17 protein-coding genes are annotated in these 22,528 nt (G+C 34.9%); 9 read left to right on the top strand and 8 right to left on the bottom strand.

From position 1 onward, the window contains the following. Positions 1 to 62 precede the first annotated feature (62 nt). On the top strand, positions 63 to 1,253 hold the full coding sequence (locus K0U91_RS06405) for a phosphoglycerate kinase (protein ID WP_220178815.1): 1,191 nt from the start codon (positions 63 to 65) through the stop codon (positions 1,251 to 1,253). 183 nt (positions 1,254 to 1,436) lie between these two features. On the opposite strand, the gene K0U91_RS06400 is transcribed toward K0U91_RS06405, so the two are convergent. The 6 genes from K0U91_RS06400 to K0U91_RS06375 all read right to left on the bottom strand — a co-directional run bounded on the left by K0U91_RS06400 (position 1,437) and on the right by K0U91_RS06375 (position 10,058). Further along, positions 1,437 to 2,258, bottom strand: a complete 822-nt coding sequence (locus K0U91_RS06400; protein ID WP_220178814.1) for a class I SAM-dependent methyltransferase — start codon at positions 2,256 to 2,258, stop codon at positions 1,437 to 1,439. A gap of 99 nt (positions 2,259 to 2,357) precedes the next feature. Next, complete coding sequence (gene mnmG / locus K0U91_RS06395) at positions 2,358 to 4,220, bottom strand: tRNA uridine-5-carboxymethylaminomethyl(34) synthesis enzyme MnmG (RefSeq protein ID WP_220178813.1); 1,863 nt, start codon at positions 4,218 to 4,220, stop codon at positions 2,358 to 2,360. Positions 4,221 to 4,397: 177 nt separating this feature from the next. After that, the gene (ybeY, locus tag K0U91_RS06390) at positions 4,398 to 4,805 is read right to left on the bottom strand and encodes an rRNA maturation RNase YbeY (RefSeq protein WP_220178812.1); all 408 of its coding nucleotides are present in this window, start codon (positions 4,803 to 4,805) and stop codon (positions 4,398 to 4,400) included. A gap of 4 nt (positions 4,806 to 4,809) precedes the next feature. Beyond that, entirely contained in the window at positions 4,810 to 6,966 is a 2,157-nt protein-coding gene (locus K0U91_RS06385; RefSeq protein WP_219969875.1) for a patatin-like phospholipase family protein, read from the bottom strand. Positions 6,967 to 6,968: 2 nt separating this feature from the next. Further along, positions 6,969 to 9,416 carry a bifunctional UDP-N-acetylmuramoyl-tripeptide:D-alanyl-D-alanine ligase/alanine racemase gene (locus tag K0U91_RS06380; protein WP_220178811.1) on the bottom strand — a complete coding sequence of 816 codons (2,448 nt, stop codon included), beginning with the start codon at positions 9,414 to 9,416 and terminating at the stop codon, positions 6,969 to 6,971. 54 nt (positions 9,417 to 9,470) lie between these two features. Continuing rightward, positions 9,471 to 10,058 carry a thymidine kinase gene (locus K0U91_RS06375; protein WP_219969877.1) on the bottom strand — a complete coding sequence of 196 codons (588 nt, stop codon included), beginning with the start codon at positions 10,056 to 10,058 and terminating at the stop codon, positions 9,471 to 9,473. 60 nt (positions 10,059 to 10,118) lie between these two features. On the opposite strand from K0U91_RS06375, the gene K0U91_RS06370 reads away from it, so the two are divergent. From K0U91_RS06370 to fabG, 3 genes are all read left to right on the top strand, one after another. Continuing rightward, a complete protein-coding gene (locus tag K0U91_RS06370) occupies positions 10,119 to 11,627 on the top strand; it encodes a ring-infected erythrocyte surface antigen domain-containing protein (protein ID WP_220178810.1) in 1,509 nt (502 codons plus the stop codon). 2 nt (positions 11,628 to 11,629) lie between these two features. Next, the gene (gene rsmI / locus K0U91_RS06365; RefSeq protein ID WP_219969879.1) at positions 11,630 to 12,307 is read left to right on the top strand and encodes a 16S rRNA (cytidine(1402)-2'-O)-methyltransferase; all 678 of its coding nucleotides are present in this window, start codon (positions 11,630 to 11,632) and stop codon (positions 12,305 to 12,307) included. A gap of 93 nt (positions 12,308 to 12,400) precedes the next feature. Continuing rightward, positions 12,401 to 13,144 (top strand): 3-oxoacyl-[acyl-carrier-protein] reductase, encoded by a 744-nt coding sequence (gene fabG / locus K0U91_RS06360; RefSeq protein WP_219969880.1) that lies wholly within the window; start codon positions 12,401 to 12,403, stop codon positions 13,142 to 13,144. Between the two features lie 61 nt (positions 13,145 to 13,205). Here the strand turns inward: fabG and K0U91_RS06355 are convergent, their stop codons facing one another. After that, a complete protein-coding gene (locus K0U91_RS06355; RefSeq protein WP_219969881.1) occupies positions 13,206 to 14,246 on the bottom strand; it encodes a GMP reductase in 1,041 nt (346 codons plus the stop codon). Between the two features lie 65 nt (positions 14,247 to 14,311). Between K0U91_RS06355 and K0U91_RS06350 the strand changes: the two genes are divergently transcribed. From K0U91_RS06350 to K0U91_RS06340, 3 genes are read left to right on the top strand one after another with little or no spacing between them, the layout of a single operon-like run. Further along, the gene (locus K0U91_RS06350; protein WP_220178809.1) at positions 14,312 to 15,079 is read left to right on the top strand and encodes a prolipoprotein diacylglyceryl transferase; all 768 of its coding nucleotides are present in this window, start codon (positions 14,312 to 14,314) and stop codon (positions 15,077 to 15,079) included. 2 nt (positions 15,080 to 15,081) lie between these two features. After that, positions 15,082 to 15,309, top strand: a complete 228-nt coding sequence (locus K0U91_RS06345; RefSeq protein WP_258319591.1) for a hypothetical protein — start codon at positions 15,082 to 15,084, stop codon at positions 15,307 to 15,309. A 12-nt stretch (positions 15,310 to 15,321) separates the two neighbouring features. Further along, entirely contained in the window at positions 15,322 to 16,725 is a 1,404-nt protein-coding gene (locus tag K0U91_RS06340; RefSeq protein WP_219969884.1) for a radical SAM protein, read from the top strand. 289 nt (positions 16,726 to 17,014) lie between these two features. On the opposite strand, the gene surE is transcribed toward K0U91_RS06340, so the two are convergent. Beyond that, positions 17,015 to 17,785 (bottom strand): 5'/3'-nucleotidase SurE, encoded by a 771-nt coding sequence (surE, locus tag K0U91_RS06335; protein ID WP_220178808.1) that lies wholly within the window; start codon positions 17,783 to 17,785, stop codon positions 17,015 to 17,017. Positions 17,786 to 17,931: 146 nt separating this feature from the next. Between surE and K0U91_RS06330 the strand changes: the two genes are divergently transcribed. Together K0U91_RS06330 and K0U91_RS06325 are read left to right on the top strand one after the other, a co-directional pair. Continuing rightward, a complete protein-coding gene (locus K0U91_RS06330) occupies positions 17,932 to 20,061 on the top strand; it encodes a carboxy terminal-processing peptidase (protein WP_219969886.1) in 2,130 nt (709 codons plus the stop codon). 191 nt (positions 20,062 to 20,252) lie between these two features. Continuing rightward, the gene (locus tag K0U91_RS06325) at positions 20,253 to 22,496 is read left to right on the top strand and encodes a TonB-dependent receptor (RefSeq protein WP_220178807.1); all 2,244 of its coding nucleotides are present in this window, start codon (positions 20,253 to 20,255) and stop codon (positions 22,494 to 22,496) included. The last annotated feature ends 32 nt before the right edge of the window (positions 22,497 to 22,528 follow it).

The following is a 22,528-nucleotide window of genomic DNA, read 5'->3' as shown; positions in this document are numbered from 1 at the left end:
AAAATTTAAATATAATTCAAAAGGCGATTCCATATGACCATTAATAAATAATATATCTACATATGAAAACAATCAATGATTTCAATTTTAAAGATAAAAAAGCATTAGTACGTGTCGATTTCAATGTTCCACAGGACGATCAGCTTAAAATTACTGATAACACGAGAATTACTGCAGTAAAGCCTACTGTAGAGAAGATTCTTAAAGACGGAGGTTCTGTAATTTTAATGACTCATCTTGGAAGACCTAAAGGCGAAGTAAAAGCTGAGTTTTCTTTGAAAAATATTGTAGATGAAGTCTCAAAAGTATTGGGTCATGAAATAAAGTTTTCTGAAGAGTCGGTAGGGGAGAAAGCTGAAAAAGCGGCGTCTGAGCTTCAATCCGGAGAAATTTTATTGTTAGAAAATCTACGTTTTCATAAAGAAGAAGAAAAAGGAGATGATGCCTTTGCGAAAAAGCTGTCAAAATTAGGTGATGCCTATGTAAATGATGCCTTTGGAACAGCACATAGGGCTCACGCTTCTACAGCAGTAATAGCGAATTATTTTGAATCAACTAAATTTTTCGGTTTGCTGATGGCAGACGAATTAAAAGCGATTGATAAAGTGTTAAAGAGTGGCGAAAAACCGATTACAGCTATATTAGGTGGTTCTAAAGTTTCAACTAAAATTACCATTATAGAAAATATTCTTCCGGCAGTTGATAATTTAATTATCGGTGGAGGTATGGCATTCACCTTTATTAAAGCTCTTGGTGGAAAAATAGGAAATTCTTTGGTTGAAGAAGATAAATTGGCTTTGGCTTTGGAAATTTTAGGAAAAGCGAAAGAACATAATGTAAAAGTATATCTTCCTTCAGATGCTGTTATTGCTGAAAGTTTCAGTAATGACGCTGATAAAAAAGATTCTGATATCTATCATATTCCTGAGGGATGGATGGGAATGGATGCAGGACCAAAATCTCGAGAGCAATTCAATGATGTCTTATTAAATTCAAGAACGATTCTTTGGAACGGACCTATCGGAGTTTTTGAAATGTCAAATTTCTCAGCCGGTACAGAAGCTTTAGGAGAAAGTATTGCTGAAGCAACAAAATTAGGTGCTTTTTCATTAGTAGGAGGGGGCGATAGTGTTGCTTTTGTCAAACAGTTCGGTTATGCAGATAAGGTAAGTTATGTTTCAACCGGAGGTGGAGCAATGTTGGAAAGTTTAGAAGGTTTAGAACTTCCGGGTATTGCTGCGATTAATAAATAATTCATCATTTTAAATATTTTTAGTCTGCAGATTTTTACAACAGATTTTTTTATTAATAAATAAATTTAAAAATTTACTGCACGATGTAATAAAATAAAAAACTCAAGATATATCTTGAGTTTTTTATTTTTAGTGAGAATATGGTTGAAATTGACTTACAGTAATACGCCGAAAATCGATTTTCTACTTTTTTTCGATAATATATATCAAACTTGAATATTCGTCCGAAAAAAGTGCTTTTACGTTAGAAATTGTTCCGTAGATGATTGCTTTTAGCCAAAGAAGAGGTGATTTTTTATATTTTTCGCTTAGCATGGAAATATAATACGAATCCAAAATCAGAGGTTTTATTTTTCTCATTTTCCAATTATGATTTTTAGCAATTAGATTTTCCATACCTTTTTTCGAAAAATGAAAGATGTGTCGAGGTACATCGTAAGCTGCCCAAAACTCTCTGTAGTGTTTTGCATCATATGAAGTAGGGTTGGGAACCGCAATAATCAAAAGTCCTTTTTCCTTTAATTTTGAATGAAAAGTAGAAAGCATCTCGCTCTGATTTTCTACATGTTCAAATACATGCCATAGTGTAATTGCATCTAAACTTTCATCTTTGATCAATTGAATATCATCTAAAATTTTTGCTTTCGACAATTTATTTTGAGCTGCTTTTCTCGCATCTGCATCGGGTTCAAAACCCAAAGTTTGAAAATCATTCTCTATATATTTCACAAATTCTCCGGCTCCGCAACCGTAATCTAAAACTTTAGAATTCTTTTTTATTCTGTCAATCAAAATCGTTTTCTTGTATTGCAGATTGAAAGATTGTAAAAATTTATAAAGTTTTTCTTTCAGGCTTCCGGAGTCCTGATGATGAGAAATGTAATCTTCACTTTCGTAATATTTAGAAATATTTGATGGGATAGGAGAGGTTTTAAAAACTCCTTCTGTTTCAGTTTCTTTGATTTCAAATATTTCCTGAGAAAGAAAATGATCTTTTATTTTCATTTTAAGTATTGAATTTTAACAATAAAAGGCATTCAGAAAAGCATGTAAAGCTTTCTAATACCTTAATATATTTTAATGTTTCACGTGAAACATAATTGACTATCTACCTAGATATACCATTAAAACGTTGACATCAGACGGTGAAACACCACTGATTCTGCCGGCTTGAGCTAATGTTTTAGGTCTCACTTTCGTCATTTTTTGCTTAGCTTCTGCAGAAAGACTTGATATTTTAATATAGTCGAAATCTTCGGGAATTTTCACATTTTCGAGTCTATTTAGTTTTGCTACATTTTCTTTTTCTTTTTCAATGTAGCCTTTATATTTGATATTGACTTCAGCCTGTTCTCTTACTTCATCGCTATATTGAGAAGTAAATTCTCTGATAGAATCGATCTCATCTAATTTATCTAAAGTTATATTAGGTCTTGTAAGAAACTGAGATGCTCTGTAAGCTTGATCTACTGGGTTACTTTCAATGCCTTCTAATATGGGATTGATCAATCCTGGTTTTAAAGAGGTTTCTTTAAGATAGGATTCCAGTTCCTGGCTTTTAGCAATTTTTTCTTCAACTCTGTACAATCTTTCTTCTTTTGCCAAACCTAGCTGATACGCTTTTTCGGTCAATCTGATATCTGCATTATCCTGTCTTAGCAGCAGTCTGTATTCAGCTCTGGAGGTAAACATTCTATAAGGTTCTTCGGTGCCTTTTGTAATTAAATCATCGATTAAAACGCCTATATAAGCCTCATCCCTGTTAAGAATATATTCATCCTTTTCATGAACTTTATTATGAGAATTAATACCCGCCATCAGACCTTGTCCGGCAGCTTCTTCATATCCTGTAGTTCCGTTAATCTGACCGGCAAAATATAAATTATCAATCAGTTTTGTTTCTAAAGTATGCTTCAGTTGGGTAGGAGGGAAATAGTCATATTCAATAGCATAGCCAGGTCTGAATACTTTTACATTTTCAAATCCCGGAATATGTTTCATGGCTTTGATCTGAACATCCTCAGGAAGCGAAGAACTGAAACCATTCAGATAGATTTCTACGGTTTTCCAGCCTTCCGGCTCTACAAAAAGCTGATGTCTGGTACGTTCTGCAAAACGATTAATTTTGTCTTCAATACTTGGGCAATATCTTGGCCCTAAACTCTGTATCGTACCGTTAAACATGGGGCTTCTGTCAAATCCTTCACGCAAAACGTCATGTACAGTTTCATTGGTATAAACGATATGACAACTTAATTGCTTAGTCAGTTTCGGACTATCTAAATAGCTGAATTTACCTGGATTTTCATCTCCTTTCTGTTCTTCCATCTTAGAGTAATCTAGACTTCTACCATCAATCCTAGGTGGAGTTCCTGTCTTCATTCTTCCTGCTTCAAATCCTAAAGAAACCAATTGTTCTGTAATACCAAAAGCTCTCGGTTCACCCATCCTTCCTCCTCCTAATTGTTTATCACCTACGTGGATTAATCCATTAAGAAAGGTTCCGTTTGTAAGAACTATAGATTTTGATCTGATCTTAATTCCAAGAGAAGTAACTACGCCTACAGCTTGATTATTTTCAATCAATAAACTTTTCACCATATCCTGAAAGAAATCAAGATTCGGAGTATTTTCTAATGCATAACGCCATTCTTCTGCGAAAAGCATTCGATCATTTTGTGTTCTAGGAGACCACATTGCAGGACCTTTTGATAGGTTAAGCATTTTAAATTGTATTGCAGATTTGTCCGCAATAATTCCGGAGTAACCGCCCATTGCATCAATTTCTCTTACGATTTGTCCTTTTGCAATACCTCCCATTGCAGGGTTACAGCTCATCTGTCCGATGGTCTGCATGTTCATGGTAATCAATAAGGTTTTAGAACCTAAATTGGCAGCAGCAGCAGCAGCTTCACAACCTGCGTGACCTGCACCTACTACAATTACATCATATATTTCTGAAATCATTTCAATCGCTTCTTAAGCTTTAATTTTAAAATCTGTATAAATGTTTCACGTGAAACATTATGCTGAATGAGGCTTACAAGCGCCTGTACTTTGTATTTCTAGCCCCGATGATAGCATTTGTTTGGCCTTTTTTCTTTGAAAAAGAAAAAAGCAAGTGCGGACAGCGGGAAATAGCTCTTAATTATATCTTGCAATATAAAAATCTTCTTTGCTCCGCATCTCCTGTTCTTCGGCTTCTGATTTATCTTTATAACCGCATAAATGAAGAATACCGTGAGCTAAGACTCTTCTTAATTCTTCATCGTAGTTTTTGGATAGGGTAGAGGCGTTGTCTGAAATGCGTTGCAAAGATACGAAAATCTCTCCGCTAATTGTTTTGCCTTTCACAGAATCGAAAGTAATGATGTCGGTATAATAGTCATGCTGTAAATAATCCTGATTGATTTTGAGTAAATACTCATCATCGGAGAATATATAGTTGATATCACCTACTTTTTTTTCTTCCGAAAGAATAATTTCTTCCAGCCATTTTTTGTAATCTGTATTCACAGAATCCGGTAAGCTTTCGTAAAAGAATTGTATCATAATTTTAAAACCAATGTCCTAGAATAACACTGAATATACCTTTTTGATTATTTTTAAGTGAATGGCTGAAATTGAATTTGATCTGCCCAAAAGGAGACTTGTAGCCAGCCATGATGCCTAATGAGCTGTAATTCACTTTTACGGCATCTTCAAAACTGATATCATCTGAAAGATTGGCAAAAGAAAAATTTCCGCTCAGGAAAAAGTTTTTATAAAATTTAAACTGAATATCGTTTGAAATCATGGCAACGTTGCTGCTGTTTAACTGTGCAAAATAAAAACCATTGAATGTTTTAAAATTCACAACATTTTGTTCAAATATTCCACCTAATCTGTATTGATAAAATTGTGGAAGATTATCGCCAATGGTAATCCCTCCGTATAAATTAAGGTGATAGCTGAACTGTTTTGATATTGGAACATTTACTCTGATATCTGCTTTTACCTGTACAACTCTTTTTTCAACTTCAGATTTTAACAAATCAATGACTTTGCCTTCAGCATTTAAATAAAATCCTCTTCGTGGGAAATCTTTATCGTCCTGGGTATCACTTTTCAGAAATACATAGGGATTCAAAAAACGATTGTATCTTTTGTTGGTACCATTCATTTCCGCTTCGAAATAATCATGGCTTAATCCAGTTCCGATGGCGTATTTGTCTTTCCAGATAGATTGTATATACACTTCATTTCTTAGCCACTCCCATTTGTCAACATTGATATTATTGTCTCCTTTTAAATCAAAACTCATCCCGGAAGAGTAAAGCCCAAATCCCGGAATATAGCCGTTATCAACGAAATAATTGAGGTAATATCTAGGTTTATCCCCAACTACAATGTCTAAAGAAAGATTAGAGTTTTTGAAGAGTAATCTTTTCGCAGAATAGTTCAGAAGCAACCCGGTTTTGAAAATTTCGTCATAATGCAATCCAAATTTTAGAAAATGTCTCGCATCATCTTCTGTAACATATAATTTCAGATAACTGATATCATCTTCTGTTACGATATCATAATTGATAAAACGATAATTATTTGTGGCTACTAACTTATCAATTCCTCTATTTACACTGCCATACGTTTGTAATGATGGGAGCCTGAGATTCATCTTACCTAGAACGTAGTTTTTACCATATATTCTGCTTCCTACGATATCAATGCTATCTATCTTATAAACGTTAGAATAGATAGGATTTACGGCTTGTCTCAAACGGTCAAAATCTCTTTTTGGAAGCTGATCTAAGATGTCTGCATATTTTAATCCTTCTACAAAACCGCTGTCAAGAATTTTTTTCTTGTCATCGTAGCTAGTAGCGGTCATTCCTTTAAGATTCGGTTTTATATTGATATCGGTAAATTTATACTGACGTCGAGTATCTTTTTGGATTCCAAAATCAATTACCTGATTTAAAATTGAAATGATGTTATTTAAATCTTCTCTTCTTGAAAGGTCCTGATTTAAATCTACCCCTATCACGATGTCGATTCCCTTATCTTTTAGAGGTTTTGAAGGATAATTGACGGTCATTGCTCCATCAATATAGATGCTATCGCCAATCTTTACCGGATCCATCAATGAGGGAAAAGCAGAGCTTGCCATGATTGACTGCACCAGATCTCCTTTTTCAAAAATTTGCATATTACCGCTTTCTAAATTAGTGGCAACGCATAAAAAGGGAATGGGAAGTTTAGAGAAATCCTCGATTGTGGATACATTTTTAAATAATTCTTTCAGCAAATACACATTTTTCTGTCCTGAGCTGATTGAAGATGGAAGATTGATCTTTCCGTTTTTTAAAGGAATAGAAAGCAGATATTTATCAACCGATTTATTGAAAAATGTGCTCTCAGTACGTGATTTTGGGTCTCTGATTAAAGAGTAGAAGTCTGTATCAGTTATAATTTTCTCAATATCTTTGCCCGTATAGCCTGCTGCATATAAGCCTCCAACGATCGCTCCCATGCTGGTTCCTGAGATATAGTCAACTTTTACTCCTAAGGAATCCAATACCTTCAAAACTCCGACATGTGCAAAACCTTTTGCACCACCACCCGCAAGAGAAAGTCCAATTTTTGGATTTTTTGGAATGACCAAACCTTTTTTCACCTGCGACTGGACAAATAGCAATTGAAATGCGAATAAAAAAACAAGGAGTTTCTTCATAATTAATCTTTTATATAAATCCGTTTCACACGAGGAGAAATTGAGGTTAAAACTTCATAGGTGATTGTTTTGCAGTACCCTGCAAATTCTTTGAGACTTGGTTTTGAATTAAAAACCGTGACGGTATCACCTTCTTTTACGTTTGAGACACTGTCGACATTAATCATCATCATATCCATACAAATATTTCCAACGATTGGAACAAGAGTTTTATGAATTCCTACATTTCCAACCTCATTTCCGATTAATCTTGGTATTCCGTCTGCATAACCTACAGGAATAGTTGCAATTTTTGTTAAATGATCTGTTTTATATTTTCGGCTGTAACCTACAGATTCTCCGTTCTCTACTAAAGAAATCTGCGAAATAACCGTTTTAAAGCTGACTGTTGACTGCAGCTGCTTCTGAATTTCAAAATCGGATGATTCTCCTAGCATTCCAATTCCAATTCTTACCAAGTCATACTGATAATCAGTATAATTAGTGATTCCTGAGGAATTTAAAATATGGCGGAACGGGCGATTATTTAATTTTTCAATTAAATAACTTGAGTTTTTTTCAAATATCTTTAGCTGTTTCATTGTAAATTCCTTCTCATCCGGAATATCCGAGGAAGATAGATGACTGAAAACACTCTGAATTGTCAAGTTTTTATGTACTAAACTTTGGATCAGCTGATCCAGCTCATATTCTTTAAACCCAAGGCGATGCATTCCGGTTTCAAGTTTGATATGAATCGGGTATTTCTTATCAAATCCTGATTTCTGTACTGAATCATAAAACAATTCCAAAACTCTTAAACTGTAAATTTCCGGCTCAAGATTGTACTGGATAATTGCGTCATAACTATGCTGTTCAGGATTCATCACCACAATGGGGGTGGTGATTCCTTTTTTCCGAAGCTCAACCCCTTCATCTGCATAAGCAACTCCCAGATAATCAATATGGTGATGCTGTAAAAACTCAGATATTTCATAGCTTCCTAATCCGTAAGCATTTGCTTTTACCATTGCCATCATTTTGGTTGTAGGTTTCAGCAAAGATTTATGATAATTAATATTATGAAGTATAGCGTTTAAATTGACCTCTAAAACCGTATCATGTTTTCTGAGTTCGAGCAGATCCTTCAGTTTTTCAATCTGAAACTTTCTTGCACCTTTTAAAAGAATGATTTGATTTTCAATTTCTGTAAGATGTTTATTATCAATCAATTCCTGGGCATCAATAAAAGTAAATGTTTTAGATTTAAACAAATACTTAAATTGAGTAATTTTCTCACCAATTAGAAAGACAGTGTCAAAATTTTGGTCATTGACTAATTCTGAAACTTCTCCATACAACTCCTTAGAATTGGCATTGACGCCAATAATATCAGTTAACACCAGAGATTTTTTCGCTTTTTTATATTCATTAAGAAATTGTAAGGAGGTCTTTAAAGAATCCAGATCTAAATTAAAGGAATCATTGATAATGATATTGTTTTTAATTCCTTCAATGGCTTCCAAGCGCATCTCTACAGCTTTCAAAGAATTGATTTTATCCACAATTTTTTCATTGCTGATTTTCAGCTGTTTCAAAACCGTTATCAGTGCCAAAGCATTGATCAAAGTGGCTTCATCTCTTTGATGAACAGGGAATATGATCTCTTCACCCAGATATTGTACAACGACATTTTCGTTTTTTGAATTATTGTTTTTAATACGAACATCGTTAGCTTCATCAAATCCGTATGAGATTAATTTTTTACCTGAATACAGGCTGTTTATTTTATTGAAAACTATTTGATTGTCTCCATTAAAAATAATGACCTCAGAATCTTTAAAAAGCTTCAATTTTTCATCAATTAAATCTTCTTCAGATGTGAAATTGGCTGCATGAGCGGTACCAATATGAGTCAGCAATCCAATTTGTGGATGAAAAATATTTTCCAATCTCTGCATTTCATCAGGCATTGAAATACCTACTTCAAAAATTCCTAGCTGGTGAGCTGAATTTATTTGCAGCAAAGAAAGAGGAAGACCAATCTGCGAATTAAAGCTTTTCGGGCTTTTTACCGTTGGAAATTCGTTCCATAAGCATTGATAGAGCCATTCTTTAAGAATTGTTTTACCATTGCTACCGGTAATTCCGATGGATTGTATTTTTGAGTGTTCGAAATGAAATTGAGCTAACTTTTGAAGAAATTCAATAGAATTTTTAACAATAATCCATGTTACATTTTCAAATTGCGGATAATGGTGTTCAGAAATAATCACATTAATTCCTCGGTCTATAGCCGATTCTATAAACTTTTCACCAGAATTTTTTTTTGTATTGATTGCAACAAACGCAGTATGTTTAGTTGAGTAAATAATTCTGCTGTCAAAAGCTATGTTTTTGATTGATAAATATTTATCTCCAATAACTTCCGTATCAGTAATGTCTGCAATTTGCTGTATTGTATAATTCATTAGCCTCCGAACTTGTTGTGTAGTTGATGATTTAAATTCAATCTAATTTAATCATTATTTCTTCTTAGAAAGCACTTCTTCAATAAAAACACGACGGCTCACCGCTTCATAACTTTCAGTTTCTCCTAATTCTACCAGATCATTCCCCTGGGAGATCCTCATTGAATAATTTGCCAGATTTCCTGTTCTTTTACAAATAGCGTGCACCTTGGTCACATATTCTGCAGTTGCCATCAGATTAGGGATTGGTCCGAAAGGACGCCCGAGAAAATCCATATCCAAGCCGGCGATTACCACGCGAATACCGTTGTTAGCCAATTGATTAGCTACCTCAACGATGCTTTCGTCAAAGAATTGCGCTTCATCAATTCCCACTACATCGCAATTTGACCCCAAAAGAATAATTTCGTTAGGATTTTCTACTGCAGTACTTCGGATTTTATTTTTATTGTGCGAAACAACATCTTCATCAGAATATCTTGTGTCTGTTTTGGGTTTGAAAATTTCCACATTCTGCCCCGCCATTTCAGCCCTTCTGAGTCTTCGGATCAACTCTTCGGTTTTTCCGGAAAACATCGAACCACAAATAACTTCCATCCAACCGCTTTGTTTGGAATGATTAATTGTATTTTCTAAAAACATTTGTTATTTTAGCCGTAATATTTTAAGATCAAAAGTAAGCAATTTTAATAAGATTCTTCTATGCAGAACATCCAAGATTTACAGGAAAAAATTTTTTTTGAATCTAAGAATATCATTAGTATTCTTGACAAAATAAACCATATTGACGAGCTACTTTCTAAGCAAAATCTTATCGATGAGCTTGCAGACAGAATTTCATTTTTAAAACTGCTGAATTCTAAAGTGGAGTATTACCAAAATAATGATTTACAGTTTTCAGATAATCAAACAGTTGAAATGAAAGCAGAGTCTCAGGATTTTTTACACGGGATCATGGAAGAGGAAGCTATTTTTAACAACGAACTGAATGAGATTGGAGTAAGTGAAAGCAATCTCCCCAGCAATGTGATGGAAGAAGAGGCCATTTTCAATAATCAACTCAATGAAATTGTTGAAAATGAATACCATGAAAATCTGGTCAGTATTGCAGAAGAGGAGAATATTGCAGAAGATTCTGAAATTTTGAATGAAGAAGATACAATTCAGGAAGATTTAAATATAGAAAGTGCTAGAGAAGAATCAATTTTTGACCATCAGATGAATGAAATCGAAGAAGATGTATCTGAAGAAACTTCAAAAGTTTTAAGCTTTGTGGATGAAGAAAGAATTCTTGAAAATTCTGTTCCAGAAGATGATTCCAGTGATGAGGAAACATTTGACCAGAAAGTGACAGAAGAAGAGGCTATTTTTAATAATCAGTTAAACGAAATTGATGAGTTTGAAAATGAAATTTCAGATGAAAGCGTTTCAGATTTATTTGAAGAGGAAGAAAAAATTCAGGAAAATCATGAGTCTCTGAGAACAAATGAAAATTCAGCTGAAAAAATTCCTAATATGTTTGAGTCTGAGCAGCTCGAAGATGAAATTTTGATTGAAGAGTCTGAAAATGACTCTGTTTCAGACGATTTTAAATATGATGAAGATGAAATGATCACAGAAAATTCTAATGTAGAAAGCATTCTTACAGAAATAAAGAGAGATACTGAATCGGATAACGAAAGTTCGGTATTAAAAGCTGAAGAAACTGACAGGAGAAAAATCGTTGATATAGACAGACCTTTGCCAGAAGCAGAAAAAGAAAAACCGGCATCTGATGAAAGCTTTGAAAACCTTGAGGCCTATCAGCGGGAGAAAAAAATAAGGTTGGCAAATATAAAAGGGTTGAAAACAATTCAGACCTTATTTGATGACGATCCTCTTTCAAGAGAAATTCCGCAGGAAAAGCAGGATTCGATATCTAAAGAAGATACAGGAAGTATACTGAAAACCAATATTCCAACAGAATATATGGAAGCTGAAAAGCAAAAGCCAGAGTTCAGACTAGATCTGAACGACAGAATGGCTTTCACAAAATTGCTTTTCGGAGGAAGCCAGACAGATCTTAATCACGCTGTTTCGGAACTGAACAAATGCAAGAATCTGGAAGAGGCTAAAGAATATCTGAGCGAACTTTATTATGACCGAAAATGGAATAAAGTAGATGAATATGCTCAGAGACTTTGGATATTGGTAGAAAATAAATTCTTATAATTTTGAGCGGAATCCTATATTTTGTTCCAACACCTGTCGGGAACTTAGAAGACATGACTTTCAGAGCGATAAAAGTGCTGAAAGAAGTAGATTATATTTTATGCGAAGATACGCGGACTTCGGGAGTGCTTTTGAAACATTACGAGATTTCAAAGCCTTTAAAATCATATCATTTGCACAATGAGCATCAAGCTACTGAAAAAATAATTACAGACCTTAGAAGCGGTCAAAATATCGCCATCATTACCGATGCAGGAACTCCGGGAATTTCTGACCCCGGCTATTTATTGGCAAAAGCCGGTTCGGATAACAGTATTGAAATGATCTGTCTTCCAGGAGCAACCGCTTTGATTCCGGCGCTGGTGGTTTCCGGATTACCAAATAATGAATTTTTGTTTGCAGGTTTCCTTCCTCCAAAAAAAGGAAGACAAACAAAACTGAAACAATTAGCAGAAGAGAAAAAAACCATTGTTTTATACGAAAGTCCGCATAAGATCAACACGACTTTAGAACAGATCAAAGAATTTTTCGGGGAAGAAACAAGAGCAAGTTTGAGCCGGGAAATTTCAAAAAAATTTGAAGAAACAAAAAGAGGTACAATTGATGAGTTAATTGAATTTTCTAAAAGTAAAACTTTAAAAGGCGAAATTGTCCTCATTGTGAATAATTCAATCAAGTAATTGAGGATTTTGAATTCATAAACAGTACAATATTTTAAGATAAATAATATCTTTGCCGACAAGAATATCAAATTTAAATAACTATCAAAATATATGAAATTATTAGAAGGAAAAGTAGCGCTAATTACCGGAGCTACAAGAGGTATCGGAAAAGGAATTGCTGAAATTTTCGCTCAACAGGGTGCTAAAGTAGCTTTTACTTATGCCGGTTCTGTGGAAAAGGCAAAAGAATTAGAAACTGCTTTAAGTTCTGTAACTCAAATTAAGGGATATCAGTCTGATGCTTCAGATTATGATGCCGCTCAAAAGTTAGTAGAAGAAGTAATGGCTGAGTTCGGCAAGATTGATATTTTGGTCAACAATGCTGGAATTACAAAAGATAACCTATTGATGAGAATGTCAAAAGACGACTGGGATACCATCATCAAAGTCAATTTAGATTCTGTATTCAACCTTACCAAGGCTGTAATTAAGCCAATGATGAAGGCAAAATCGGGCTCTATCATCAATATGACCTCTGTGGTTGGTGTAAAAGGAAATGCCGGACAGGCAAACTATGCTGCTTCTAAAGCTGGAGTTATTGGTTTTACAAAATCTATAGCGCTTGAATTAGGTTCAAGAAATATCCGTTGCAACGCTATTGCTCCGGGATTTATTGAAACCGAAATGACAGCCGCTTTAGATGAAAAAACAGTTCAGGGATGGAGAGAAGGTATTCCTTTGAAAAGAGGAGGACAACCGGAAGACGTAGCCAATGCGTGTGTATTTTTTGGAAGCGAAATGTCGTCTTATATTTCCGGACAGGTATTGAATGTAGACGGCGGAATGCTTACTTAATGAAGATTTTAATCTAAAATATGATCCCTTTCATAAAAGCAATGAAAGGGATTTTTTTTGTTTAATCATTAAAAATTTGGTTTTCCTGCTCCTGGACTCTTATAAAAGTTGTTCTTTTTGATAATTCTCTGAGTGTAGAAGCGCCAACATATGTACAGGTAGAGCGCACTCCGCCCAGGATATCTTTCACAGTTTCGGATACCGGACCTTTGTATTTTATTTTTACTGTTTTTCCTTCCGAAGCTCTGTACTCAGCAACGCCGCCTGCATGTTTATCCATTGCGGTTTTAGAACTCATTCCGTAGAACAGTTTAAACTTTTTACCATTTTCTTCTATCATTTCGCCACCGCTTTCATCGTGACCGGCAAACATTCCGCCGAGCATTACAAAATCTGCTCCACCGCCAAAGGCTTTCGCAACATCTCCCGGAACCTTACACCCGCCGTCTGCAATGATATGACCTTTTAATCCATGGGCCGCATCTGAACATTCGATAATGGCGGAAAGCTGAGGATAACCAACACCGGTTTTTACTCTCGTTGTGCATACCGATCCTGGACCAATTCCCACTTTGATAATGTCTGCACCCACCAAAAGAAGTTCTTCTACCATTTCTCCGGTTACCACATTTCCGGCAATAATTATTTTATCAGGAAAATTGGCTCTTGCTTTTTTTACAAACTGCACAAAATGTTCAGAATAGCCATTAGCTACATCAATACACAGAAATTCAATCTGAGGATGTTGATCAAGAATTACTTTAATTTTTTCTTCGTCAGCCTTTCCTGTTCCGGTACTCAGAGCGATGTATTGATGAATGCTTTTGTCTTGATTTTCAAGGAATTCTGACCATTCTTCAACGGTGTAATGTTTGTGTACTGCGGTGATAATTTTATCTTTTGCCAGTTGAACAGCCATTTCAAAAGTTCCCACGGTGTCCATATTGGCTGCAATAATGGGGGTGCCTTTCCATTTTTTTTGAGTGTGAAGGAAGGTAAACTCTCTTTCCAGGTCAACTTCTGATCTTGATTTTAAAGTTGAACGTTTTGGTCTGAACATCACATCTTTAAAGCCCAGCTTTATATCATTTTCTATCCGCATTTTATAATTTGATTAATGTTTAAAAATTAAAATTAGAAATTTATCTTAAATATACTACTTTTGAAATGATGGATTTTCCTGTTACATTTCAAATTTTTGGAAAAACGATTCTTGCGCACCCTGTGTTTGAAACACTAGGGATATTCGTAGCAATGCGTTATTATTTTTATTTAAAAAGAAAATCTACTGAAAAAATGTCTTTTAATACTTCGGCTGCCGTACTCATTGGTGCAACAGCAGGAGCTTTGATCGGTTCAAAATTGATCGGAAATCTCGAAAACCCGTATGTTTTGTTTGAAAATTTTAGCTTTAAAAGATTTTGGACGAATAATACCATTGTTGGCGGATTAACTTTCGGATTAATCGGTGTAGAAATAGCCAAGAAAGTTGTCGGTCACAAAGAAAGTACAGGAGATTTGATCGTTTTTCCTTTAATTTTAGCGATCATTATCGGACGGATAGGTTGTTTTTTCATGGGAGTTCATGAAGAAACTTACGGATTACCCACAGAATCTATTTTCGGAATGCATCTTGGTGATGAATATCTCAGACATCCTGTCGCATTATATGAGATTGCATTTTTACTTTTCATGTGGTTTGAACTGAAAATGATTGCTCGGAAGAATAAATATGTTTCCGGATTTTTGTTTAAACTTTTTATGCTGAGTTATTTTTCATTCAGATTTCTTTTAGATTTTATTAAACCTAAAATTGATATGATCGGGAATTTGGGAACCATTCAACTAGTCTGTCTTTCAATGATTATTTATTATATTTATGTATTAAAAAGCGAGAGAAATTTAATTCAACCTAAAAAAATAATTAAATTATGAAAATGCTTACACTCTTGGAAGTTGGTGGGTTAGAAGGTTTGGTCGCCATCATTATTCTGATGATTCTTGGTGTAGCTGCCTTTGTATCATTATTTGTTACCGTTTTTGTAAAATTGATTTATGAAAGTAAAGACGGTCGAAAATTTTCTAAAAAACAGTTTTGGATGACGATGCTTATTTCTATGTTAATCTGTGGATTGATAAGCGGGGTTGTATGTGGAGGAATGTAAAAAATTAAAATTATGCCGGTAAGAAATTATACCTATTACGATTATACAATCAGCCTTTGTCCAGAATGCCTGAAAAGAGTAGGCGCAAAGATCATCATTGAAGATGAAGCGGTTTTTATGACCAAAAGATGCCCTGATCACGGTTTCTTTAAAACGATGATTGCTGCAGACGTTCAGTATTACAAAAATATTAGAAACTATAATAAAGCATCGGAAATGCCTGTTCATTTTGGGACAGATGTAGAATTTGGCTGTCCTTATGATTGTGGCTTGTGTGTTGATCATGAGCAACATAGCTGTCTTTCTATTGTGGAAGTGACCGACCGCTGTAACCTGACCTGTCCCACGTGTTATGCAATGTCATCACCGCATTACGGTAGTCACAGAAGTTTGGAGCAAATTGAGGCAATGTTTGATACCATTGTTAAAAACGAAGGCGAACCCGATGTCGTTCAGATCAGTGGTGGAGAACCTACAATTCATCCTGAATTTTTTAAAATCATGGATATTGCCAAGTCGAAGCCTATTAAACATTTAATGCTCAATACCAACGGAATTCGAATTGCCAATGATCCCGGTTTTGCAGAAAAGCTCGCAACTTATGCTCCGGAATTTGAAATTTATCTTCAGTTTGATTCTTTTAAGCCTGAAGTTTTGGAAGATTTCAGGGGGAAAGATCTGACGAATGTCCGTATGAAAGCTTTAGAAAAATTAAATGAATTAAATCTTTCCACAACATTGGTTATTGTCCTTCAGAAAGGAAAAAATATTGACGAGATCGGAAAGCTGATTGAGTTTGCTTTAAAACAAAAATGCGTTCGTGGAATCACTTTTCAGCCTGTTGAAGTTGCAGGAAGAAACCGTGAAGATTCAGTTCACGAAAAAATTACATTGACAGAAGTAAGACAGGAAATTTTAAACCAGTTTCCGCTGTTGAACGGTGATGATATAATTCCTGTTCCGTGTAATCCGGATTCTTTGGCAATGGGGTATATTCTAAAGCTGGAAGGTGAAACGATACCTTTGACGCGATATATCAATCCTGCTGATTTGCTGAATAATGAAACGAAAAATACGATCGTCTACGAACAGGATGCCGGTTTGCAAATGCAGCTATTAGATATTTTCAGTACCGGAATTTCTGTAGATCAGGTTCAGCCGAAGGTCAATCAGTTATTGTGTTGTCTCCCGGAAGTTTCGGCCCCGAATTTAGATTACGACAATTTGTTTAGGATTATCATTATGAATTTTATGGATGCACACGATTTTGATGTTCGAGCAGTAAAAAAATCATGCGTTCATATTGTGAATAAAGATCTGAAAATGATCCCGTTCGAAACCATGAATTTGTTTTACAGAGATGATAAAATGAAGTATTTGGAGGAATTGAGAAGGGATGATAAGGTTTTGTTTTAAATTCTCACAGAAATAGAGCTTAAAAGTAAAATAAGAGTTCCCAAGATTTGTACAGATTTTTTACTGTAATGAATCAATTATGACATAGGAAGCTGAAGCGTAAAGAAAATTAAAATTTAATCCGTTGAAAATTTCCACTGTTCGAAGTGCGAGACAAATTTTGAATCGAAGAACAAATAGCGAATTCGCGCAAGTTTTGGGGATTTTAGGATTAAATTTTAATTTTTAGCCTTCAGATTCCAAGTCTTGAATTTTTGATTATTTTGTTTCAAGACAAAAGAATATTTATTTAATCAAACTTCATCACCTCATTCAGCGTATTCATATACTCATAAGCCGTCATATCAAACTTCACCGGAACAATTGAAATATATCCGTTTGCCAAAGCCGTTTCATCAGCATCTTCAGATTCATCCATATTGTTGAAATAACCAGTAAGCCAGTAATATTTTTTCCCGTGCGGGTTGACTCTCTCGTCAAAACTTTCTTCCCATTTTGCATTGGCCTGTTTGCAGATTTTAACACCTTTAATCTCTTCTTTTAAAAGCTTTGGAATATTGACGTTTAAAACAACACCTTTAGGCATCGGGTTTTCCAAAGTTTTTCTTACAATATTCTGAATATATTCTTTCGCCTGTGTAAAATCTGCTTCCCAGCTAAAATCCTGTAAAGAAAATCCAATCGAAGGTAGACCCTCTACACCGCCTTCTACAGCTGCAGACATTGTTCCCGAATAAATAACATTGATAGAAGAATTGGCACCGTGATTGATTCCTGAAACCACAAGATCCGGTCTTCTCGGAAGAATTTTATCCAAAGCCATTTTTACACAGTCTACAGGCGTTCCACTGCACGAAAAATCTTTTTGAGGACCTTCGAGATGAACTTCCTCATAACTCAATGTTGAGTTAATGGTAATGGCGTGACCTTTTCCACTTTGCGGAGAATTCGGGGCAACCACAATCACCTCTCCGATTTCGTTCATAAATTCTATAAGATTTCTGATACCCGGAGCAGTAATTCCATCATCATTGGTTACCAGAATAAGCGGCTTTTCCATAAAAGATTTAAATTTTAACAAAAATACTTAAAACTAATTGATAATTATAAATAAGGTATTAAATTTGATAGTTTGTAACAGTCATTTAATAAATGCTACTTATTGAATGCTTTTTTTTAATTTAATAAAATATACAATACAGATTTATGTGGAAAAATTTTAAACTAAATAAATTTCTACTCCTTATTCCATTAACCAGTCTTATGTTTTGTTTCAATTCGCCAAAGAATGACGATGAGAAGATGCAGACGATAATGGTGAGCGTTAAAAACACTCTTTCATACTTACATTATAGCCCGAAGCCCATCAATGATGCCTATTCAAAAGATGTGTACAAGCATTATTTTGAAATGATCGATCCTGGAAAGAGATATTTCCTGCAATCGGATATGGCAGAATTTGGAAAGCATGAAACCAAGCTTGATGATTATCTGAACTTGGGTGATCTTTCTTTCTATAAGCTTACGGTTGACAGATTATACCAAAGGGTCGACGAAATCGATAAGATCACCCAGGATATTTTCAGTAAACCTATTAACTTAGAAGAAGATGAAACCTTGACCTTAGAATCAAAGCTCAAAAATGTTCCTAAAGACAAGCAGGAACAATATAATGAGTGGAAAAAATTCATTAAATACAACATTCTTCAGGAGATTGAGTCGATGAATAGTAAAGAAGAATCTCAGAAAGAAAAGAAAGATTCTGTGCAGAAATTTAATCTGAAAGATACCATAAAGCTTGAAATGCTTTCTCCTCAGCAAAAACTGACAAAAGCAACTGACGAGGTAAAAGATCTGGTAAAAGAAACCTTTACGAGATTTAAAAAGAGAAAGAAAATGGATTGGTTTACAGTTTATATGAACGCCTATACAGAAGTTTTTGATCCGCATACAAACTACTATTCTCCGAAGGACAAAGAAGATTTTGATACTCAGTTTAAGGGAAAAGTAATAGGAATCGGTGCCATCATTCAGGAGAAAAAAGGAAATCTTTATTTGGGAGCATTAACAATCGGTGCGCCTGCATGGAAATCTAAAAAACTTTCCGAGGGGGATAAAATTTTGAAAGTACGGTCTAAACCAAAAGAAGATCACGTTAATGTGGTGGGAATGCTTTCTGACGAAGCTGTAAGACTGATCAGAGGTGAAAAAGGAACTCCAGTGACTTTGACAGTTCAGAAAAAAGATAAAACCATCGTAGAAGTGACGATGATTCGTGAAGAAGTGGCTATTGAAGATACCTTTGCAAGAAGTATTATTGTCAACTCACCAAACGGAAAAAAATACGGAATTATCAATCTACCAAGTTTCAATGCCGATTTTGAAGATGAAAAAGGCAGAAATGCTTCTGATGATATCAAAAACGAAATCGTAAAACTAAAAGCTCAGGGAATTGAAGGAATCGTTTTAGATCTTAGAAATAACGGCGGTGGTTCACTGACGGAAGTTGGTGATATCATGGGATTGTTTATGAATGCAGGACCTTATGTTCAGGTGAAAGACGGAAACGGAAAAATTCAGACTTTAAAAAACAAACAGGAAACTCCGATCTGGACGGGTCCCTTGGTAATCATGCAGAACGAACTTTCAGCTTCTGCATCTGAAATTTTGGCAGGAGCGATGCAGGATTACGGAAGAGGAATCATTGTTGGTTCGCCACAATCTTTCGGAAAAGGTACCGTACAGACTTTTGTTGATCTAAACAGGTTCTTAAATACTGAAGATGATTTCGGTTCATTAAAACTGACAATTCAGAAATTCTACAGAATCAGTGGAGAGTCTAATCAGAGAAAGGGAATTGTTTCTGATGTACGAATGGAAGACTTCTTTACGTATGCAGAGGTTGGCGAAAGATATGACGACTTCGCTTTGGCTTGGGATAAAATTCCTAGTTCAAATTATCAGAAGCTTAGCTATTTTGATGTGAAAGCCCTAGAAAAATCAAGCAATGACAGAATGGCAAAAAATCAAAATTATCAGCTGCTGCTTGAATCTGCAAAATGGAGAGAGCAATTGGATAAAGAAGAAACCATTACGTTGAATATCAATAAATTCAATGACTTGATGAAGCAGAGAAAAGCTCAGATCGAAAAATTTAAAGCACTAACTAAATTTGAAAACGGACTAAAATTCTCAATGTATCCTGCAGAAATCGAAAGAGAAAAAAAGGATGAAGCTTTCAAGAAGAAATCTGAAATGTGGATCAAAAACCTTAAGAAAGATACTTACCTTCAAGAAGCAATGAACATCATTGCTGAAATGAAAATGAAAGGGTAAAACAATTATAATTATATTGAAAGGCGGCGCAAATCGAAGATTTGCGCCGCCTCTTTTTGAAAAATAATTCTTACAAATTCTAAATTTTGTACAACAATAAGAACTGTTCAGTCCAAAAAAATAACCATTCAGTAGAAAAAAAAGCAATCATTCAATCAATTCGATATAATTTTGCTGTCAAACAAATATACATGAAGACGAATTATAAAAAATTAATCATCATCATTTCCTTCTTTAGCTTTTTCATGAGTTATTCTCAACTTAAAATTTCCGGGAAAGTCACTTTTAAAAATAAAGGAATTGCTGAGGTGAATGTAACATTAAAAGACACTTATGATGGCGCAACCACCGATTCGGGCGGAAATTTCTCTTTTGAAACCTCAGAAAGAGGAACACACACTCTTACTTTCGTACATCCGAAATACAATGACATTGAAAAATCTATTCTCATAGAAGATAAAGACATTTCGTTAAACGCAGAATTAAAAGAACAGATCAACGAAATAGACGCAGTTGTAGTTTCCGCAGGTTCTATCGAAGCAAGCGACAAAAAAAGAGCTACAGCATTACTTACGCCGATTGATATTTACACCACCGCAGGAGCAGATGGGCAGATTTCATCAGCATTAAATTATCTTCCGGGAGTTCAGAAGGTAGGTGAGACGGAAGGATTATTCGTTCGCGGAGGGACAGGAACGGAATCTAAAATTTTTATGGATGGCAGTCTGATCAACAATTATTTCTCCAGCTCAGTTCCTGGAATTGCTGGAAGAGATCGTTTTAACACGTCTCTTTTCAAAGGAAATATTTTTTCGAGCGGTGGATATTCTGCTTTGTACGGTCAGGCGCTTTCTGGAGCTTTGATGCTCGAAAGCGTAGATCTTCCCGATCAGAGTTCATACGATTTTGGTGTTGCACCGATCTTTTTAAATGGAGGTTTCCAGAAATTAAGCGATAATAAAAATTATTCTTTCGGAGCAACAGCAGGATATTCTAATCTTAATCTGATGAAAGAAATTTTTAATTTTAACACCGATTTTATTGATGCTCCACAAGGGCTTAATGGAGATGCAAACTTCAGGATTAAAACAAAATCCGGCGGATTCTTTAAATATTACGGAATGTTTGATACCAACAAGATGGGTGTGAAAACCGAAAGTTTAGAACCCGATTCAGATTTCGCACTGGTACGGTTAAAAGGTAGAAATACCTATCATAATTTATCTTTCAGACAAAAATTTGGGAGATATCTCCTGAATGCAGGAACTTCTTACTCTTACAATAAGTCGGATTTAAATTTTTCAACAGAAAAAAATGATATCGAATCAGACAGATCACAACTCTCGAACGATGGAAATTACATCAATTTTAAAACAGTTTTAGAAAGAAAAATCAATAAAATCAGTGCGCTTCGAGCTGGTTTTGAACTCAACAGTGCTGATGAAAAGCTGAAGTTTGGCGAGATAACAAAAAATTACCGCGATCTTATTTCATCTGCTTTTGTAGAAACAGATTTGGGCTTCAGCAATAATTTATCAGCAAAAATTGGTGTCAGAGCAGAAAATTCTTCCTATTTGAGTAAAGCCAACATTGCACCTCGTGTTGCGATAGCTTACCGCTTAACAAAAGACTGGACTACCTCTTTCGCTTATGGATTATTCTACCAAAACCCTGAGAGTAAATACATTAACTCGTCCGCAAAGTTAGATTTCCAGCGGTCACAGCATTATATTTTTCAGGTTCAAAGATCTACAGAAGGAAGAAGTTTGAGATTTGAAGCATTTTACAAAAAATATGATGAACTAATCAAAACTCAGAATATTTTCCAGGATACAAACCAGAATCAACAAGTACAGACTGCTTTTAATAATAACGGAAATGGTTTTGCAAAAGGCCTCGAACTATTCTGGAGAGATAAAAAAACATTTGAAAATATAGATTACTGGGTAAGTTATTCATTTTTAGATTCTAAAAGAGATTTTCTGAATTATCCAGTCAGTTTAAAACCTAATTTTGCCTCCGAACATACGCTTTCTTTAGTTGCTAAAAGATTTATTCCCAAGTGGAAAACGGGGGTGAATCTATCTTACACTTTCGCAAAAGGACGGCCGTACTATGATATTGCTACTCAGGAAATGAATGGGGAAACTTTTAATTATATCAGAAACGAAGGAAAATTAAAAGATTACAGTTCGCTTAATCTAAGCTTCAATTATTTGCCAAACTTAGGCAAGAAAGATGCTAAAGCTTTTACAATATTCGTTTTGAGTATCTCAAATGTATTGGGAAATAAGAATATTTACGGTTATAATTTCTCACAAAACGGAAGTTACAGCTCAGCAGTTGTTCCGCCGGTTAACACATTTGTTTTTGTCGGAATGTTTATCAGTTTTGGGGTCGATAAGACGGAGGATGCTGTCAATAACAATCTATAAAATTTAAATAAAACAATTACCTTTAATAAAAA

This window comes from Chryseobacterium sp. LJ668 (genome assembly GCF_019613955.1).
In the GTDB taxonomy this organism is placed as follows: domain Bacteria; phylum Bacteroidota; class Bacteroidia; order Flavobacteriales; family Weeksellaceae; genus Chryseobacterium.
The sequence above is the reverse complement of the archived record's forward strand: the minus strand, read 5'-3'. Positions and strand labels throughout refer to the sequence as shown.

Coding starts and splice junctions, on each gene's coding strand:
- K0U91_RS06350 (WP_220178809.1), top strand. CDS start 14,312: ATGATGGATTTTCCTGTTACATTTCAAATTTTTGGAAAAACGATTCTT.
- mnmG (WP_220178813.1), bottom strand. CDS start 4,220: ATGATTTCAGAAATATATGATGTAATTGTAGTAGGTGCAGGTCACGCA.
- K0U91_RS06375 (WP_219969877.1), bottom strand. CDS start 10,058: ATGTTTTTAGAAAATACAATTAATCATTCCAAACAAAGCGGTTGGATG.
- K0U91_RS06345 (WP_258319591.1), top strand. CDS start 15,082: ATGCTTACACTCTTGGAAGTTGGTGGGTTAGAAGGTTTGGTCGCCATC.
- surE (WP_220178808.1), bottom strand. CDS start 17,785: ATGGAAAAGCCGCTTATTCTGGTAACCAATGATGATGGAATTACTGCT.
- K0U91_RS06385 (WP_219969875.1), bottom strand. CDS start 6,966: ATGAAGAAACTCCTTGTTTTTTTATTCGCATTTCAATTGCTATTTGTC.
- K0U91_RS06340 (WP_219969884.1), top strand. CDS start 15,322: ATGCCGGTAAGAAATTATACCTATTACGATTATACAATCAGCCTTTGT.
- K0U91_RS06330 (WP_219969886.1), top strand. CDS start 17,932: ATGTGGAAAAATTTTAAACTAAATAAATTTCTACTCCTTATTCCATTA.
- K0U91_RS06355 (WP_219969881.1), bottom strand. CDS start 14,246: ATGCGGATAGAAAATGATATAAAGCTGGGCTTTAAAGATGTGATGTTC.
- K0U91_RS06325 (WP_220178807.1), top strand. CDS start 20,253: ATGAAGACGAATTATAAAAAATTAATCATCATCATTTCCTTCTTTAGC.
- K0U91_RS06400 (WP_220178814.1), bottom strand. CDS start 2,258: ATGAAAATAAAAGATCATTTTCTTTCTCAGGAAATATTTGAAATCAAA.
- ybeY (WP_220178812.1), bottom strand. CDS start 4,805: ATGATACAATTCTTTTACGAAAGCTTACCGGATTCTGTGAATACAGAT.
- K0U91_RS06405 (WP_220178815.1), top strand. CDS start 63: ATGAAAACAATCAATGATTTCAATTTTAAAGATAAAAAAGCATTAGTA.
- fabG (WP_219969880.1), top strand. CDS start 12,401: ATGAAATTATTAGAAGGAAAAGTAGCGCTAATTACCGGAGCTACAAGA.
- K0U91_RS06370 (WP_220178810.1), top strand. CDS start 10,119: ATGCAGAACATCCAAGATTTACAGGAAAAAATTTTTTTTGAATCTAAG.
- K0U91_RS06380 (WP_220178811.1), bottom strand. CDS start 9,416: ATGAATTATACAATACAGCAAATTGCAGACATTACTGATACGGAAGTT.